The organism is Nitrososphaerota archaeon, from assembly GCA_011605775.1.
Taxonomy (GTDB): Archaea; Thermoproteota; Nitrososphaeria; order Nitrososphaerales; family JAAOZN01; genus JAAOZN01.
The window spans coordinates 1-16031 of sequence record JAAOZN010000062.1; the positions used below are offsets into that span (position 1 = coordinate 1).

Consider the following 16031-nt stretch of genomic DNA (forward strand, 5'->3'; position numbering starts at 1 on the left):
CTACTAGCAGACATCCCTATCAGCCAAAAGACATAAAATGAGTGTTTTACCATACTTTGAAGTCGGCGGTTAAAGTGGGTGTAGCACCTCTCACTAAGGTTACACTTTTACTACCCCGAAGCGAGCTCAACGACTGCCTCAGAAGCCTTTTTGAATTTGAGTGGTTCCACCCTGAGCAGCCTGAGTCCTCTGTGGCTGATCCCTACTTGAGCGATTTGAATGGTAGAGCCTTTAGGCTCTTTGCGAATCTAGACGAGCTTGTAAAGAAGCTAAGTATACCCCTTGAACCTAATGTGCTAGAAGTTATTGGAAAGGGGTATAGGGTGGAGAAGGATGTTAAGAGCGCCAAAGATTGGGCAGATCTTATCCAAAGACTTGAGGCTGAAGCAGCACCGATTATCGACACCCTAACCTCTCTTCTTGAAGACACTACACAGCTGCGTAAGAAGATATCTGACTACGAGGCTCTTAAGGCTGCGCTTTACACGATCCAGCAGTTCTCGATAGATTTGGATGCTCTCTCAAGGTTTAGAAGGGTCTATATAGTGTTCGCGGTAGCTGCCCTTAAGGATGTTGCTGAGATTAGGCGAAGCTTATCTGAAGCCCTTATTATCGAATGCCCTCTAACTAAGAACGACAGCGCCGTACTAGTCGTTGGCGCAAGGTCTGATGCTGATAAGATCGAGAAGGTGCTCCGCAGCTTCGAAGTAAAACCCTTCCTCATACCTCAAGACCTACCTCAAAACCCAGCAGCAGCCTACGATGCCGTTGTAAAAAGACTTGAAGAGGCCGAACGCCTCCTAGCAGAGTGTGAAGCCAAGTTGGAGGAGATGAAGGTTAAGTCAAGCACAAAGCTACTTTCACTTAGGGAAGCGGCGCAGGTAGCTTACACAACGATTTCTAGGCTTAGAAAAGCGGGTGATCTGAAGAGGTTCGCCGTTATAGAGGGCTACATCCTGAAAGAGAAGGTCGACGAGTTTAAGCAAAGGTATTCGTCTTACCTGCTCTTCTTTGAAGAGGCGAAGCATTCTAACCAGCCTACTCTTATGATTAATAAGAGGCCGATAAAACCGTTTGAGAACATTACATTAACACAAGGTGCTCCGAGAAGCGGTGAAATCGACCCAACACCCATCATCGCATTCATCTTCCCAATCTTCTACGGAATCATGTTTGGCGACTTTGGTCAAGGGCTGCTTCTCCTCATCTTCGGACTAATACTCAAGATCAGAGGAAGCCCCTCGCTAAAGCATTGGGGGGAGATAATAATGGCTGCAGGCGCATCCGCTACTGTTGTAGGAGCCTTGGTTGGTGAATGCTTCGGATTAGAGTTAGGCTCTCTGCCAGCTATTGGAGACTTCTTTAAACGCTTCCAGCTTCTACATCTTGTTGAGCACGGAGGCTTCAACATAGAGTCTGTAAGCACAATACTTACCGTCGCCATACTGATAGGAACCATTCATATCTTCGTAGGGCTTGTGCTCGACGTGCTCAAAGGTCTTAAGGAAGAGAGTAAGATCGAGCTCTTCACACTTAAGATCCCTTCACTACTACTCTATGTGTTTGGTGTAGGCTTCAGCCTATCATTCATAGCCTCAGGCTACAGCTTCTCAGAAGTCCTCACAAGCAGCAAACCAGTTCCGATCATATCAGATCTACTAGGCTCAACTGTAACAGCTAGCTCACTTTCAACAATAACGCTGCTGGTCTGCTTGGCGGCTGCTGCTTGGATAGTCATCGGCAAGCCACTAGAGAGCATATTAGCAAAAGGTCACGGAGAAAAAGGAAGCCCCTTCATGGGTATTATCTTTGGCATAGTTGAATTCCTACTTAGGTTGGTTGAGTTCCTAGCCAACACTATAAGCTACGCTCGACTTGGCATACTCCTTCTAGTTCACGCCGCCCTAATGTTCGCGGTAACTATGACTTTAAGCAGCGGCTTGGTAGGGCTGCCGATCTGGATTATAGGTAATTTAGGTGTTATGACTTTGGAGGGGTTGATCGTCTACATTCAGGACATAAGGCTTCACCTATATGAGTGGTTTACAAAGTTCTACGAAGGCACAGGTCAACTCTTCGCTAAGATAGCACCAGAAACCACATACGTCAAGATAAAGTGGGAATCTAAGATAGAAGGATCATCTTCGACATAATCTCTTTCGCTGAAAGCCCTTGCTCCACACCGAAAGCTAGGGCGGAGAGGTTTCTCACTTCAGCCTCCTTCAGCTTAACCAGAGCCAACGCCACGCCTAGACCTGAGATCTGCCAAGGAAAGGTCTTCACAGCCTGCTTATAGCTGTAGATCTCCAATTCAGATTCAAGCCTCCGCACCGCCTCTTCCCCAACTACACCTGTTGGTATGAGTTTGCCGTAGGGTGTTTCAGCGACCTTCTTTAGGGCTTCGTTAAGATTGGCTGCTCCTATCATGGCTTGAATCTTCTTTTGAGGTATGTTGAATGCCGCGTCAACTACGAGTTCTCTTGTTTGTGGTGTGGTAAGTTCCCAGATCTTGGCTCTCAATATGCTCAAAATGTTGTATCCATCTATATCTATTGATATGAAGGGTCTTACGTTCACCTGCTCCCTTATAGGACGGCGTTTCAAATATATGCTTCTTCTCGTCAATCTGTTGTATTCGTTGAGGAGAAGTGAGTAGAAGGCTTTGTCTAGGTAGGTGTCAAAGATCCTTAGATCACCCTTTTCACGATAGAGCTCAGCGGCTTTAAGGATTTCACCAGAGAACTCAGTCTTAGCCAAAGATTGCACCAATCCAGCTAAATCTGGTGCTGAAAGCGCTCTGACGATTAGGTCCCTTCTGGCGACCAGTTCCTCAGCATAAAGGTTAACCTTTGAAGCTATTTCATCATAGCTCAGACCAAGAGCCTTCCCCTTCGCTATTGTCTTAAGGTTCCAGATAAGGTGCTTGATATAGTAGGCTGTTAAGAAGGATGGTCTGGGCGACACTTTGATAAGTGAGTAGTGTGTCAATGCTAGATGCTCTCTGAAAGCCATCTCCAGCTTATCTGAGGTATAAGGTCTGGTAAGTTTGGAAACTACTTCATTATACGGTGTCCCTTTAAGCCTGCCGACTAGATCCTCGAGCCCTCTAGACTCTGCTAAGGTTTCAACCATCGCTTTCTGCAAAAGTATGCCTTTTTCTGCGAAGCACTTCACCATTAGATAGGTTTCGTCGGCAAGCTCGCCTCTAACCTTCAAAGCTTCTTTTCACCGATAATGGCTTTTACAGCCAAATCGACCGCCTTCTCAATGGACCTATCTATCTTAGCTTTCAATTCAATTAGCTCAGTTTTAGATTTTTGGAGGATCTCTTCCGCTTCCTTTTCAGCCTCAACCCTCGCTTTCTCCAGCTTCTCCTGCACTAACGCGTTTGCTTCGTTTAAGGCTTCAGTCATAGCTCTCTCCCCTTCTGCGGCAGCCAAACTTACTAAGGCACGCTTCGCTTCAGCCACCCACTTCTCTACTTCATCCAATTCTTTCTCTAACTTTTCTAGAGTGGATATGGCTTCTTGAACCCTAGATGCTGATTGCTGTAACAATCTCGATCCACTAGCTATACCTCAGACAATATTTAATTTTACCTCTATGCAAGGTCCCCAAGCCTAATCGTTTGAGAATTGCTATCATACCTCAGAATAAGGGCGTGCCTCCCCCACTCTATAATCCACTTAACCAGCTTGGCGGCATCTACATCTGGCATCTCCTCTTCTAACAATGCGATCAACTCCTCTTTACTCATCGCGTCACCTCTGTTCTTGAGCTGCTCAATTAGCCACTTAAACAAGCTGGTTCTTGAGAGCGTTTGATTTAGAATCTTCTTACGCTGCGTCGAGTTGCCCGCTAGGTACTCTTTACCCTTGTCGGTAAGTATGAGATCCCCTGAGTCGACTTTGATGAAGCCAAGCATCTCCGCAGCCTCTATGGCTGGAAGTATATCATCTAGTTCCAACATAAGCTCGTCTGCAATCTTCGCAGCATCCACCTTACCTTGGTAATCCTCCAATATCTCAAGAAGCCCAGCCACGATGCTGAGGTGGGTTCTCGGTATAGGCTCCAATCTTTTACCTTCAACCCCTTATCTTCTGCTGAGCATAAATATGTTACTCAGGCTATTAAAGATGTAATCTGATCAACGAGCGCATATAGTTTATCACTCCTCGGATCACGTGGTCTAGGAAGGTCTACAGGTACCTCCTTAATTATGGTTCCTGGTCTGTGGCTCAAGACGATTACTCTATTAGCAAGGTAGACCGCTTCCTCTACACTGTGAGTAACCATTATTACTGTGTCAGGCGCCAAATTAGGGTTTAGCCAAAAATCGACAAGCTCTTCCCTGAGGTGGGTTGCTGTCAAAGGGTCAAGTGAAGAAAACGGTTCATCCATAAGTAAAACGGTGGGCTCGGAGACGAGCGCCCTCGCTAAACCAACCCTCTGCTTCATACCGCCAGAGAGCTCTCTAGGATACGCCTCCTCGAACCCCTTCAACCCTATCATCTCAATCATCTTCAGAGCTCTCCTCTTCTTTTCTTCCTGAGAAATCTTCTTCGAATAAAGACCTATCTCAACGTTCTCCAAGACTGTGAGCCACGGGAATAGGGCGAAGCTTTGGAAAACCATAGCCATCTCGTCGCAAACACCTTTAACCTCAACCCCTTTGTAGAGGACTTTCCCATCAGTAGGGGGTATAAGACCACAAATTATTCTAAGGAGTGTCGACTTTCCGCAGCCAGAAGGACCAACTATGCAGACAAAATCCCCTTTATCCACAGCCATCGTGATATGCTCTAAAACTACAAATGGTCTTGCGGACTTAGATGCAAAAGATTTTGTTACGTTTTTTAACTCTAGGAGCGGCATCCATCTTCTCCTCTACTCGAACCTATATCGATCTAGCACATAGTGGTAAGCTCTCCTCCAGATCACTCTATTCATAAGCACAATAGTAGAAGTCATAGTAACAAGGATGATTAGAAGTAGGGTCAGGTTACCGAGCTCATACGCAGCCCTATCCAGCAAAGACCCTAATCCTAAAACCGCATATGTTTCACCACCGTAGTTTATGTACTCTGAGACGATAAGAGCGTTCCAACCACCACCCCAACCTGTTATGCTGCCTGTAATAAGTGCTGGCATTACGCCTGGCAACATAACCATCCTCCATAGGCTTAACCCTCTTAAACCAAAGGAGCGAGCTGCTTCAACGATATCAGAAGGTATGCTTCTGAAACCGCCAATTAAGTTAAATAAGATGTACCATTGCATCCCGGTCATCGTTAAAATTATCGAGGTTAAAAATAGACCGTAAGGCAGATGTATTGTTAAATTTATTATTAGAGGGAAGAGCGCAGTGGCAGGTATAGAGGCTAAAACATCTAGTAGTCCAAATGCAGCAGCACGCGCTCGCCAAGCCAGCCAAGCAGCCAAAGGTAGAGTCCACGCCAAGCTCGCCACATAAGCCAAACCTAACCTAGCTAAAGATGTGAAGAGCGCCTGAGGTAGCAAGCTCAGCTCCCTCAAAAATTGAGGTTGCTTAAGCGACCCCATAAACTCATTAACGCCCTCAATAATCCTCTCATGTTGATATAGCAAAATAATGGTAAGTGACGCAGCGACTAAAATAATCAAAAGAGTGGAGATGAATTTTTGATGCGTCCTCACTTTAGGTAGAGGTGTATAAACGACTGATATGATCTCTTTGGTCTTCTCTAAGCCTCGCAGCCTAACCGTAGGTAGAGTGGGTCTTTTCAGATGCTTTTCAAGCCATTTTAAGCTCCTCTGATAAAGTTTAGGTTGTCCTATTTCTTGAGCCGCGAAGGCTTCGTATCTAAAGCGTTCAGCATAATCCCTTAACGGAGCCCATAGCAGAAGATCTACAATTACAACCGAAAAGATGAGCGCACCTAACCCGAGGAGAGCGTGGCTCAGATTACCGGAGTAGGTCGCTTCAGCTATATAGCTACCTATCCCAGGCACTTTATACTCCTCCGAGCCAATTGTAATTATCTCCGCCGCTACCAGAAAGTACCAGCCACCAGCCCAAGACATCATCCCGTTATACACCAGTTTAGGCACGCAGCTAGGTAGGTAGAGCTTCATTAACCTCCCCGCTCTCCCTAATCTGAAGGCTCCTGATGCTTCAAGGAGCTCGCTAGGTATCGCTGAAACAGACTCGTAAGTTGAGAAAGCTAGGTTCCAAGCTTGACTCGTGAAGATTAAGAAGACGGCTGCTAACTCAACACCAATTCTAGAGCCCCCGAAGACCGCGATGAAGAATAGCACCGCTACCGGAAAGAACCCCAAGATAGGCACAGATTGGAGTATATCGAGAATAGGCAGCATAACCGACTCAGCCCTTCTACTTCTAGCAGCCACGATACCGTAGGGGATGGCGAAGAGGTAAGATAGGATTAGGGCTGCGAACTGCCTAAGTAGAGAGTAGGATAGGTTTATAAGAAGCAGCGGCGCTTCGTTGAGTAACCCCTCTATTTGAAGCTGCATCGCATAAAACCGGCAATCCCAATATTTATACACTTTTTCCGCAGATATGTAGATTAGCTCTGATGTTTATCAGCCTCAGCAAGAAGATAACCCAGGTGGATTCATCTAAACTTCATCCAGAGCTAGCTGGTGAGTGGAATTATCCCAAATAGCTAGGATTAGAGGTATAAAATGCCAAGAGTCTTTGGCAGCTGTAAATTTGTAGGGTTAAGATTGCTTCGCTTTGCTTCTAGCTATTATTTCTTGTGAAATCTGTTCCTTTGTTTTCCCTGTAACATCGATGCCCATCTTTATGGCAGTGACGATCAAGGGATCTACTTCTACCTTCGCCTCCTCTTTCTTCACACCCTCTTTCTCCTCCCCTTCTTCGCCTGCTTGCTTAAGCTCCTTCTTCGCTTGACCTAATGCTCTGGCTAATTTGGGTATCTGCCCCGGACCCCAGATCAGTAATATCGCTACGATAGCTATTATGACGATCCATTCCCAACCTACCACTACCATTATCTTTTCACTCTACCATCCCTACTTCCACAACACCATATATTTATTGTTTTAGAGTTACTCCAAGAACCACTCTACTCTTCCTTAAAGGATTCGTAAAATGTATTTGACTTATTCACCACGCCCTTCCTTACATAGCCGCTTCTAAACCATCTAATCTATAGATGTAGTAAAGGTTTAAAAAGCGTGGCATGAACCTCCAACCTTGGACTGGTGAAGGTTGGGTCACAGAAAGCGCAATGCGCCGCGGAGAGGGTCTTTAGCCTACAGACCTAGAGCGAGAGCTAGGCGTATTGTCCCCGCTCTTGAATCATTTGAGACACCCCAAGTTCTAAAGCCAACCATTCTCGGATTCGCAGGCTATAAGGTTGGTTGTATACATATCATAACAATAGATGATAGAGAAAAGACGCCTAACTTCGGTAAGCCACTCTTTAACGCCTCTACAATAATAGCTACCCCTCCTATGACTGTTTATGGATTCAGAGCATACACACGCGTAAACGGTGCGCTGCAAGCTTTTTGCGACGTGTACGCTAAGGCTCAGCCTAAAGATATAGAGCGGCTCGTAAAGATGCAGGTAAAGGACCCGAATGAGCCCATATCTAAGATAGAAAAGAACCTAGACTCGATTGTAAAATTTACTGCTTTGGTCTACACGAGGCCACGTGATGCCGGTTTATCGCAAAAGAAGCCCTTCCTCTTTGAAATTACGGTTGGCGGAGGAACCATAAAAGAGCGTTTCGAATACCTCAAATCCGTTTTAGGAAAGCAGATCAGAGTTAGTGAAGTGTTTAAGCCGGGCATGTATGTTGATGTAGCTGCCATAACGAAAGGTAAGGGATTTGAAGGCCCTGTTACAAGATTCGGCATTAAACGTAAGCAGCATAAGTCCAGAAAGAGTGTTAGGGCTGTTGGTGCGCTTAACCCGTGGCACCCAGCTACGATAATGTACACAGTACCAAGAGCGGGTCAACACGGCTTCCATAAGAGAATCGAGTACAACAAGAGGATACTTCTGGTGGCTAACCCGTCTGAAACTCCGATTACACCAAAAGGCGGCTTCCACAAATACGGTGTAGTGAACTGCGACTACATCGTGCTAAAAGGATCTGTGTCTGGACCAGTCAAGAGGCTCGTCAGACTAAGGTTTGCTGTAAGGCCCAAGAACCTCAAGGTTCAACCTCCTAAGATACTGGAAGCCAGCATACCTATTGGTAAAGGGTGAAATGTAGTTGGTTGAAGCCAACGTGTACGGGTTAGATGGTTCAGTCATCGACAAAATAGAGCTCCCAGAAGTTTTTGAAACCCCTTTCAGACCAGACGTGATCCAAAGAGTCTTCTGGGCTCTGTTCACACACCACTTACAGCCTCAGGGGCGCGATCCTCTGGCTGGTAAAAGGACGACCGCAGAATCACGTGGTGTTGGATTAGGTATCGCAAGGCTAGCCCGTGTGAAGGGAGGCGGTCCTAGAGCTGGTCAAGCGGCTGGCGTGGCTAGTGTAGTTAAAGGTAGGCAAGCCCACCCTCCTAAGGCTGAGAAGATCATCTGGAAGGCCATAAACAAGAAAGAGCGGCGGCTAGCCACAGCCTCTGCTATAGCAGCAACAGCCTTGAAAGATGTTGTTGCAGCAAGAGGTCACAAAGTGGATAAGATCCCTGCTCTACCGTTGATCGTAAGCGAGGAGATAGAGTCGATAAGTAAGGTTAAAGATCTACTCCCAGTGCTTGAAGTGTTAGGTCTTATGGATGACGTTGGTAGATCACAAGAGGGCATTAAAACCAGGTCGGGTAAACCACGAATGCGTGGCCGAACAAAGCGTATTCCGAAGGGACCTCTGTTTGTTGTCGCTGAGACGAAGGGGCTGGAGAAAGCTGTTGAAAATCTTCCTGGTGCTGAATGTGTAGTGGCTAAAGATCTTTCAGTACTACATCTTGCGCCAGGTGGTCACGCTGGTAGGTTGGTTGTTTGGTCTAGGGCTGCGCTTCAATCTTTGCCTAAAGGTGTTTTGGAGGTGTGTAAGAAGGTTGCGGCCTGAAGATGCTATGAAGATTATCTTATATCCCTATGTTACAGAGAAGACGTTTGATCTTATTGAGAAGGAGAATAAACTTGTGTTCATTGTGGATAGAAATGCTGATAAGAGTAAGATTAAGAAGGCTGTTGAGGCGCTGTATTCGGTGAAGGTGGAAAATGTGAACGTGCTGAATACTGTTAAAGGCAAGAAGGCGTATGTTAAACTAGCAAAAGAGAGTTCAGCCGCGGATCTAGCTGCCAAGCTAGGGTTGGTGTAGAAGGTTGGGTAAGAGGATAATACCTCAAAGAAGGGGTAAAGGAGGATTACAGTGGAGAGCGCCGAAGAAGGGTAAAGTAGCTCCAGCCAGATACCCACCGATCAAGGCAGAAACCATTAAAGGCTACGTTGCAGAGATTTTACACGAAAGGGGAAGAAGCGCACCACTAGCACGGATAGAGTTAGAGGATGGCGAGGTATTCTATACCGTCGCAGCCCACAGCATGAGTAAAGGTCAGATCATAGAGATTGGCGCTACAGCCAAGCCTACCGTTGGTAACATTCTTCCTCTAGCAAACATACCTGAAGGAACCACGATCTGCAACATAGAGCTTGAGCCTGGGGATGGTGGGAGGTTGGTTAAGACAGGGGGTACCTCAGCCATACTCTTCTCTCAAAGCGGTGACAAATCTATAATTCGCATGCCTTCGGGCAAAACGATAACCCTCTTAAACAAGTGCAGAGCTATGATAGGTAGCGTAGCAGGCGAAGGAAGGTTAGAGAAACCACTACTCAAAGCCGGAAGAAGCTACTGGAAACATAAAGCCAAAGGCAAAGCCTATCCTAGAGTAAGAGGTGTAGCGATGGCGGTAGTCTACCATCCCTTCGGAGGAGGTAGGCACCAGCATCCAGGCAAGTCAACTTCAACTCCTAGAAACGCGCCACCAGGCAGAAAAGTAGGTCACATCGCACCTAGAAAGACTGGGCGTAAGAAGATTACAAGAGTTGTTGAGGTGAAGTAGGTTGCCAAAAGAGTTCAAGTATAGAGGTTACACCTTAGAGCAGCTTCAGAACATGTCTTTTGAAAGCCTCCTTATGCTTCTACCCTCTAGGCAGAGACGCTCACTTAATAAAGGAATATCTGATGAGAAGCGTAAGCTGCTTGAAGAAGTCAGGGCTGCTCGGGATGGTAAGCTGAATAAACCGATAAAGACACACGCTAGAGATATGCCTATACTACCCTATATGGTGGGGTTAACTATACACGTGCATAACGGGAAAGAGTTTGTGCCACTCACGATCAAACCTGAGATGATTGGGCACTACTTAGGCGAATTCGTAATAACCAACAAGAAGGTTGTGCACGGCACACCCGGTATAGGCGCTTCCAGATCAAGCCTCTATGTGCCCCTAAAGTAGACCATTCTTCTCTTTTTAGAACGGAAGATTTATCTAAATGTTTTTACCCAGCTAAGGTGAGCGCTAAAGAAGATTCAGTCTTCCTTACGGCGCGTGGGTGATATAATTAAGTTGTCGACAGATGATAGAAGATTTAGTGGCCTAAGAGGTGTGCACGGCACAACCACTGTAGGAGTGGTATGTAGAGAGGCTACAGTCTTGGCTACAGACACCAGAGCAATAGCAGGAGGCTACTTCATAGCGCATAAGCACGTAAAGAAGATTCAGAAGATTGATGACCACCTAGCCATGACGATAGCTGGTGCAGTCGCAGATGCGCAAAACGTGGTTGACACGATAAGATACTATTCTAACCTATATAAGATCGATAAGAGGGTGCCTATACCTGTTAAAGCAGCAGCTAGGCTAGCTTCAAACATCTTCTTTTCGGCTAGACTCTTCCCCTATATCGCCGATGTATTGGTTGGGGGTTTTGATCAAGATGGCCCTAGTGTCTATAACATAGATCTCCTTGGCTCTTTAACTGAAGCAAAATTTGTATCAACCGGAAGCGGCTCGCCGGTAGCTTACGGTGTTTTGGAGAGCGAATACCGCGAAGACCTAACTGTTGACGAGGCTATAGATGTTGCGGCAAAGGCAGTTATCGCGGCTATAAAGAGGAATGCTGGGACAGGAGACGGTGTTGACATAGCGGTCATAACAAAGAACGGCTTTCGAGAACTGAGTGAGCAAGAAAAACGAAAGTACTATGAGCTTTATCTTCGGTAGAAGATCGATTTGGGCCAGCGTCTCAATACTACCCAGAACACGCTGATACATACAGTCTTCCAAAACATCCCACCCGAAGCCGAGATCACTAGGGTAGAGTATGAAGGGCCGAGGATAGCGCTGTACACAAAGAAGCCTAGATTTCTGTTTGAAAACAGCGTCATCATATCAGAAATAGTCAACACGCTAAAGAAGAGGGTCGTGATAAGGACGGATAAATCGATTCGCAAACCTGAGCCTGAAGCAAAATCCATTTTGTTATCAAAGCTTCCTCAGCAAGCAAACGTCACAGCTATAATCTTTGATGATGCTTTTGGAGAGGTGCTAGTGGAGGCCGAGAACCCCAAGGCTCTTACACCAGAGACGGGCTTCGATCAATATAAGTTAGTTGACGAAATCGGTTGGAAGCTTAGGATAAGAAAGGCGCCGCATATCCAGTCTCCTACTATGCAGTGGATATATCATACACTCAAATCTTCTTCAGAAGAACGAATGCAGATACTAAGGAATGTAGGTGAACGAATATTCAGAAGAAGACTTGCTGAAAACACGGAGATCGTGATCTACACACTAGGGGCGTCGCAGGAAGTAGGACGCTCAGCTATACTCGTCGCCACCCAGGAAAGCAGGATTCTGGTGGATTGCGGCATCAACCCAGGTACTAGGACGCCGCCAGACGCCTACCCTCGCCTAGATTGGCTTGATCTAGATCTTGACGAGCTTGACGCAGTTGTTATAAGCCACGCTCACATCGACCACCAAGGCTTTCTGCCTGTGCTCTTTAAGTATGGGTATGATGGGCCGGTCTACTGCACCGAACCCACTCTACCGCTGATGGTTCTTCTGCAGAACGATTTTGTTAAAGTTTCTTCTATCTCTGGCTCTAGACCTCTGTATGAGTTAAGGGATGTTCGGGCGGTTATAGAGCACTGCATAACCCTACCCTACGGTGTGGTAACAGATATTTCGCCTGATGTTAAACTTGTGCTTAACAACGCTGGACACATCCTTGGTTCTGCTACTGTACATTTGCATATAGGTGAGGGTGCGCATAATATCGTCTACACAAGCGACTTCAAGTACGCTAAGACCATGCTTCTAGATAGTGCTAGCTGGAACTTCCCAAGAGTTGAGACCCTCATAGTGGAGAGTACTTATGGTGCTAAGGAGGATATTATGCCTAGCAGAGAAGAAGCTGAGCAAACCTTGGCTCAATCTGTAAACGAGACCCTCTCTAACGGTGGTAAGGTGCTCATACCTACGCCAGCTGTAGGTAGGGCTCAGGAGATTATGCTCATTTTAGACAATTTGATGCGCGCGGGTGCGATAATAGAGGCGCCGATATTTACTGAAGGTATGTTATCTGATGCCACAGCCATACACGTTTCACACCCAGAGTATCTTGCAAAAGAGTTAAGAGAGAAGATAATAGAAAATGGCATCAACCCCTTCTTGTCAGAATACTTCACGAATATAGAGCATCCAAGCAATAGAGAGGAAGCGCTTAGAGAGGGACCAGCCATAATAATGGCCACTTCAGGCATGCTTGAGGGAGGACCTGTTATAGAGTATCTACCCGAAATCGCCTCATCCGAGAAGAACAAGATCCTATTTGTTTCCTATCAGATACAAGGCACCTTAGGGCGAAGGATCTTAGATGGTGCTCGGCAGATAAGTTTAGCAGACGAGGGTGAAAAGATAAGGGTGATAGATGTGCGATGTGCGGTTGAGAAGATAGACGGCTTCAGCGGGCACAGCGACTACAACCAGATAATGAAGTACATAGCTAAACTTAGACCAAAGCTCAAACAGGTTATAGTAAATCACGGTGAAAAGAAGAAGGTAGAGAGCTTAGCCTCCTCTATAGCCAGAATATTTAAGCTACCCGTCTACGCGCCTTCTATACAAGAAGCGATCAAGGTGTATTAGAGTAACCCTCTCCAGATCTTCACTCCCGGAGGGGTAACAACGACTCTCTCATCACCTAGACGGGCTATATCGCCACCTATAGATGTCGCATAATTATATAACTCCTCTACAGCCTTTCTCAACTCCTCTATGTTCTTCTGTGCGAGAGGCGTTATGCGTAAGATAACTATGAAGTTTGATGAAAGATCCTTCTTTATATCATCAACCTCTTCCCTATCTCTCAAAGGCAGTGCCTTAACGTATATCTGCGGTTTCTCCAACTTACTCTTTCCTTGTTCCATCCCCATTCTTCTTAACCTACGCCTATTTCTTATCTCTTTTGGTTTCCTTTTAGATTATGCCCTTCTCTTTCGCCATCTCCCAGATCTTATCGCCAACATAATGTATGTTAATAATGATAGGTCCTTTAGTAAGCTGTTGGGCTTCTTCGCTTGAAACGCTCGCTTCGCCAACCGCTACTGCTTTATGATACTTCTCATCTTTAACCACCACAACATCTCCTTTTTTGAAGCTGGTCGGAAATGACTTCACACCCGGCCGCATAACATCCGCACCATTACATATGAAGCGGACAGCACCTATGTCTACAGTCACGTACGGGAATGCCTCCACACGTTTAGTATCAGCCAAGAAGGGGACAAACTTATCACCTACTCTAACAACTTTAAAATCATCTAGCATCAGCAAAGCCCTTCTGTCATCTAACTCTAAAGCAAGAAGCCCCTTGAACCTTTTAGGTAAGATATCTCTAGACCAGTTCTTTAGCAGCTTATTATAGATCTCTTCAGCCTCCTCCCTAGGAACAGATCTACTTCTCATTTCTTCTCCCTTTTGCTGGCGAAGGCTATTAGCGCTTCTATTTGAGGGTCTTCTATGGAGCCCGGTCTTATTCTTCGGATATATCTTATTGCTTCATCGAGCGGTGTGTCTTTGTACTTTATGAAGTATGCCGCTAATACAGTTCCGGTTCTACCTTTTCCAGCCGCACAGTGTACAAGTATAGGTTTATTCTGCTCGATCTGCTCCTGTATGAAGTCTACAGCCTCCTCTAAGCTTAATAATGGAGGCGGCTTATGATCAAGCATAGGCACGTGCTTATAACAGATTCCATCTACCCAGCTATCTGGTAGCCGACTTTCAGTCAAGGTTAATATGGATCTTATGCCTTGCTTCACCAGCCATTCTACCTCTCTTTTGCTAGTGGGTCTCCCGCTTGCTGCCAGCCTGTCTTTAATGACCCAGCTGAAGCTACTAGGCTTTCTGTTAACCAGCCCGCGTACGATCCTGTAGATTTCCCCAACTCTACCCAAAGAATCTTAGCACCTAAGCGTAGGCGAGTGAAGCCATATGCGCTTCTGAACCTGTATCAAGATATATACGCTCATTTATCCTTAGGAGCTCGTTGAGCTTGGCTATCCTCTCCCCGCCCACTATACCAGTCTTTATCATCTTCGAGCCAGTCGCCACAGCCACGTGTGAAATGTGACTATCTACCGTGTCGCCTGAGCGATGTGAAGTTATAAGCACGATGCTGTTTGCCGCAGCCAGCTCAGCAAACTCAAGAGCGTCTCCGAGCGAACCAGCTTGGTTCACCTTTAGAATAGCACCGTTACAGGAGCGTTTAGATAAAGCGGTCTTCAAGCGGCTTGGGTTTGTTACTAGAAGATCATCACCCACGACAAGGGCACCCTTAACCGACTTGCTCAGCTCGCAAAAGTCTTCAAACGCATCTTCGTGCAACGGGTCCTCAAGAAAGAATAAGTCAAATCTATCTTTAAGTTCGGCAACAAACCGAATCTGCTCCTCCGAGCTAAGCTTCTTACCACCACGAGCATAAACATACGCCCCCTCTTTTTCGCTCCAAAGCGACGAAGCAGCGAAATCGACACCCAGCCTAATGCGGAAACCTAGTTTATCAGACGCCGCAGCTACAGCTTCGGCGGCCAACTCAAGAGCCTCCTCATTACCCAGATTCGCAGCCCAAGCGCCTTCATCACCCTTCCCGCCAGCAAAGAGGGGCTGCTTCTTCTCGATCAGTCTCCTAGCTTCTGAGTGAACTGTTATGTTAGCCCTTAGAGCGTCTTCAATTCTCTTAGCACCAACAGGGCAAGCAAGCAGCTCTTGTATATCGGGCGCACCAGGTCCGGCGTGTTTCCCCCCTCCTATGAAATTGCCTAGAGGGAATGGTAGTTTAGGCTCCACTTTAGGTGATATAATCGAATAGAGCGGCTTCCCAAGGTGCGAAGCTGCTGCCTCAGCAGCAGCCATAGATAGAGCATAAGCTACGGCACCACCTATCTTGCTATAGTTTGGTGTGCCGTCTATTCTCCTTAGGGTTGATGTTAGTGCTTTTGGGTCGGATGCATCTAAACCTACAAGTTTGGTAGAATATTCTTTTAGGCGCCTAAGTGCCTCTCTAACACCACCTTGAGGGAAGTTCTGAGCCTCAAACCTTCCTACGCTGGCCCCAGCTGGAGCCATAGCTCTACCTAAACAATCCCCAGCCTTTACATCGACTTCTACAGTTTCTTGGCCGCGGGAGTTGAAGCATAGGCGTCCCACGACCTCTTTTATAGGAACTGCAACCATCTATTCAACCCTCACTCGAATACTCGGTATGCCTCTTCCAGATCGCCTCATAGTAGGGGAGGATCTCGTCACTTAGATCTACGCTGGTAAGTAGCATCCGCCTACAACAGTACCTCTTTATCCCAAGCGAATCCAGAACCTTGGCTGCGTCTTCACCAGCCTTAACCCTCTTCTCAAATTCAGCAAACTTATCGCCGATAAGTGCGCCGCAAGTGAAGCATCTTATAGGATAGAGCATTTATCCCAAACTCCCTTTCTCATCTTCTTAAACTTTTCCCATTCTGTTAAATGTGG

The 16031-nt window shown here is 46.4% G+C and carries 19 protein-coding genes; 8 read left to right on the forward strand and 11 right to left on the reverse strand.

Annotation, left to right across the window (positions count from 1 at the left end; translation table 11 throughout):
* Positions 1-56: 56 nt before the first annotated feature.
* Entirely contained in the window at positions 57-2153 is a 2097-nt protein-coding gene (locus tag HA494_05495) for a hypothetical protein (GenBank protein ID NHV97225.1), read from the forward strand.
* On the opposite strand, the gene HA494_05500 is transcribed toward HA494_05495, so the two are convergent.
* From HA494_05500 to HA494_05525, 6 genes are all read right to left on the reverse strand, one after another.
* Positions 2125-3216, reverse strand: coding sequence for a V-type ATPase subunit (locus HA494_05500; protein NHV97226.1), 1092 nt, complete (start codon positions 3214-3216; stop codon positions 2125-2127). The genes HA494_05495 and HA494_05500 overlap by 29 nt on opposite strands.
* Positions 3213-3557: a hypothetical protein gene (locus HA494_05505; GenBank protein ID NHV97227.1), complete on the reverse strand. Its 345-nt coding sequence runs from the start codon at positions 3555-3557 to the stop codon at positions 3213-3215. The genes HA494_05500 and HA494_05505 overlap by 4 nt, the downstream gene beginning before the upstream one ends.
* A gap of 44 nt (positions 3558-3601) precedes the next feature.
* Positions 3602-4075 (reverse strand): hypothetical protein, encoded by a 474-nt coding sequence (locus tag HA494_05510; GenBank protein ID NHV97228.1) that lies wholly within the window; start codon positions 4073-4075, stop codon positions 3602-3604.
* A 47-nt stretch (positions 4076-4122) separates the two neighbouring features.
* Positions 4123-4875 carry an ABC transporter ATP-binding protein gene (locus HA494_05515; GenBank protein ID NHV97229.1) on the reverse strand — a complete coding sequence of 251 codons (753 nt, stop codon included), beginning with the start codon at positions 4873-4875 and terminating at the stop codon, positions 4123-4125.
* A 12-nt stretch (positions 4876-4887) separates the two neighbouring features.
* The gene (locus HA494_05520) at positions 4888-6516 is read right to left on the reverse strand and encodes an ABC transporter permease subunit (protein ID NHV97230.1); all 1629 of its coding nucleotides are present in this window, start codon (positions 6514-6516) and stop codon (positions 4888-4890) included.
* A gap of 207 nt (positions 6517-6723) precedes the next feature.
* The gene (locus tag HA494_05525; protein ID NHV97231.1) at positions 6724-7017 is read right to left on the reverse strand and encodes a twin-arginine translocase TatA/TatE family subunit; all 294 of its coding nucleotides are present in this window, start codon (positions 7015-7017) and stop codon (positions 6724-6726) included.
* 220 nt (positions 7018-7237) lie between these two features.
* On the opposite strand from HA494_05525, the gene HA494_05530 reads away from it, so the two are divergent.
* The 7 genes from HA494_05530 to HA494_05560 all read left to right on the forward strand — a co-directional run bounded on the left by HA494_05530 (position 7238) and on the right by HA494_05560 (position 13148).
* Positions 7238-8245, forward strand: a complete 1008-nt coding sequence (locus HA494_05530) for a 50S ribosomal protein L3 (protein ID NHV97232.1) — start codon at positions 7238-7240, stop codon at positions 8243-8245.
* A gap of 7 nt (positions 8246-8252) precedes the next feature.
* Entirely contained in the window at positions 8253-9056 is an 804-nt protein-coding gene (locus HA494_05535; GenBank protein NHV97233.1) for a 50S ribosomal protein L4, read from the forward strand.
* A 7-nt stretch (positions 9057-9063) separates the two neighbouring features.
* Positions 9064-9312: a 50S ribosomal protein L23 gene (locus tag HA494_05540; GenBank protein NHV97234.1), complete on the forward strand. Its 249-nt coding sequence runs from the start codon at positions 9064-9066 to the stop codon at positions 9310-9312.
* A gap of 4 nt (positions 9313-9316) precedes the next feature.
* Complete coding sequence (locus HA494_05545) at positions 9317-10054, forward strand: 50S ribosomal protein L2 (protein NHV97235.1); 738 nt, start codon at positions 9317-9319, stop codon at positions 10052-10054.
* A gap of 1 nt (position 10055) precedes the next feature.
* Positions 10056-10451: a 30S ribosomal protein S19 gene (locus tag HA494_05550; GenBank protein NHV97236.1), complete on the forward strand. Its 396-nt coding sequence runs from the start codon at positions 10056-10058 to the stop codon at positions 10449-10451.
* A gap of 111 nt (positions 10452-10562) precedes the next feature.
* The gene (psmB, locus tag HA494_05555; GenBank protein NHV97237.1) at positions 10563-11219 is read left to right on the forward strand and encodes an archaeal proteasome endopeptidase complex subunit beta; all 657 of its coding nucleotides are present in this window, start codon (positions 10563-10565) and stop codon (positions 11217-11219) included.
* 3 nt (positions 11220-11222) lie between these two features.
* Positions 11223-13148, forward strand: coding sequence for a beta-CASP ribonuclease aCPSF1 (locus HA494_05560; protein NHV97238.1), 1926 nt, complete (start codon positions 11223-11225; stop codon positions 13146-13148).
* On the opposite strand, the gene sepF is transcribed toward HA494_05560, so the two are convergent.
* The 5 genes from sepF to HA494_05585 are packed head-to-tail and all read right to left on the reverse strand — an operon-like array spanning position 13145 to position 15975.
* Complete coding sequence (sepF, locus tag HA494_05565) at positions 13145-13429, reverse strand: cell division protein SepF (GenBank protein NHV97239.1); 285 nt, start codon at positions 13427-13429, stop codon at positions 13145-13147. The genes HA494_05560 and sepF overlap by 4 nt on opposite strands.
* Positions 13430-13478: 49 nt before the next feature.
* Complete coding sequence (locus HA494_05570; protein NHV97240.1) at positions 13479-13967, reverse strand: RNA-binding protein; 489 nt, start codon at positions 13965-13967, stop codon at positions 13479-13481.
* On the reverse strand, positions 13964-14458 hold the full coding sequence (locus HA494_05575) for a protein tyrosine phosphatase (GenBank protein NHV97241.1): 495 nt from the start codon (positions 14456-14458) through the stop codon (positions 13964-13966). The genes HA494_05570 and HA494_05575 overlap by 4 nt, the downstream gene beginning before the upstream one ends.
* A 13-nt stretch (positions 14459-14471) precedes the next feature.
* Positions 14472-15737, reverse strand: coding sequence for an enolase (locus HA494_05580; protein ID NHV97242.1), 1266 nt, complete (start codon positions 15735-15737; stop codon positions 14472-14474).
* 4 nt (positions 15738-15741) lie between these two features.
* Positions 15742-15975, reverse strand: a complete 234-nt coding sequence (locus tag HA494_05585) for a DNA-directed RNA polymerase subunit N (GenBank protein NHV97243.1) — start codon at positions 15973-15975, stop codon at positions 15742-15744.
* Positions 15976-16031 lie beyond the last annotated feature (56 nt).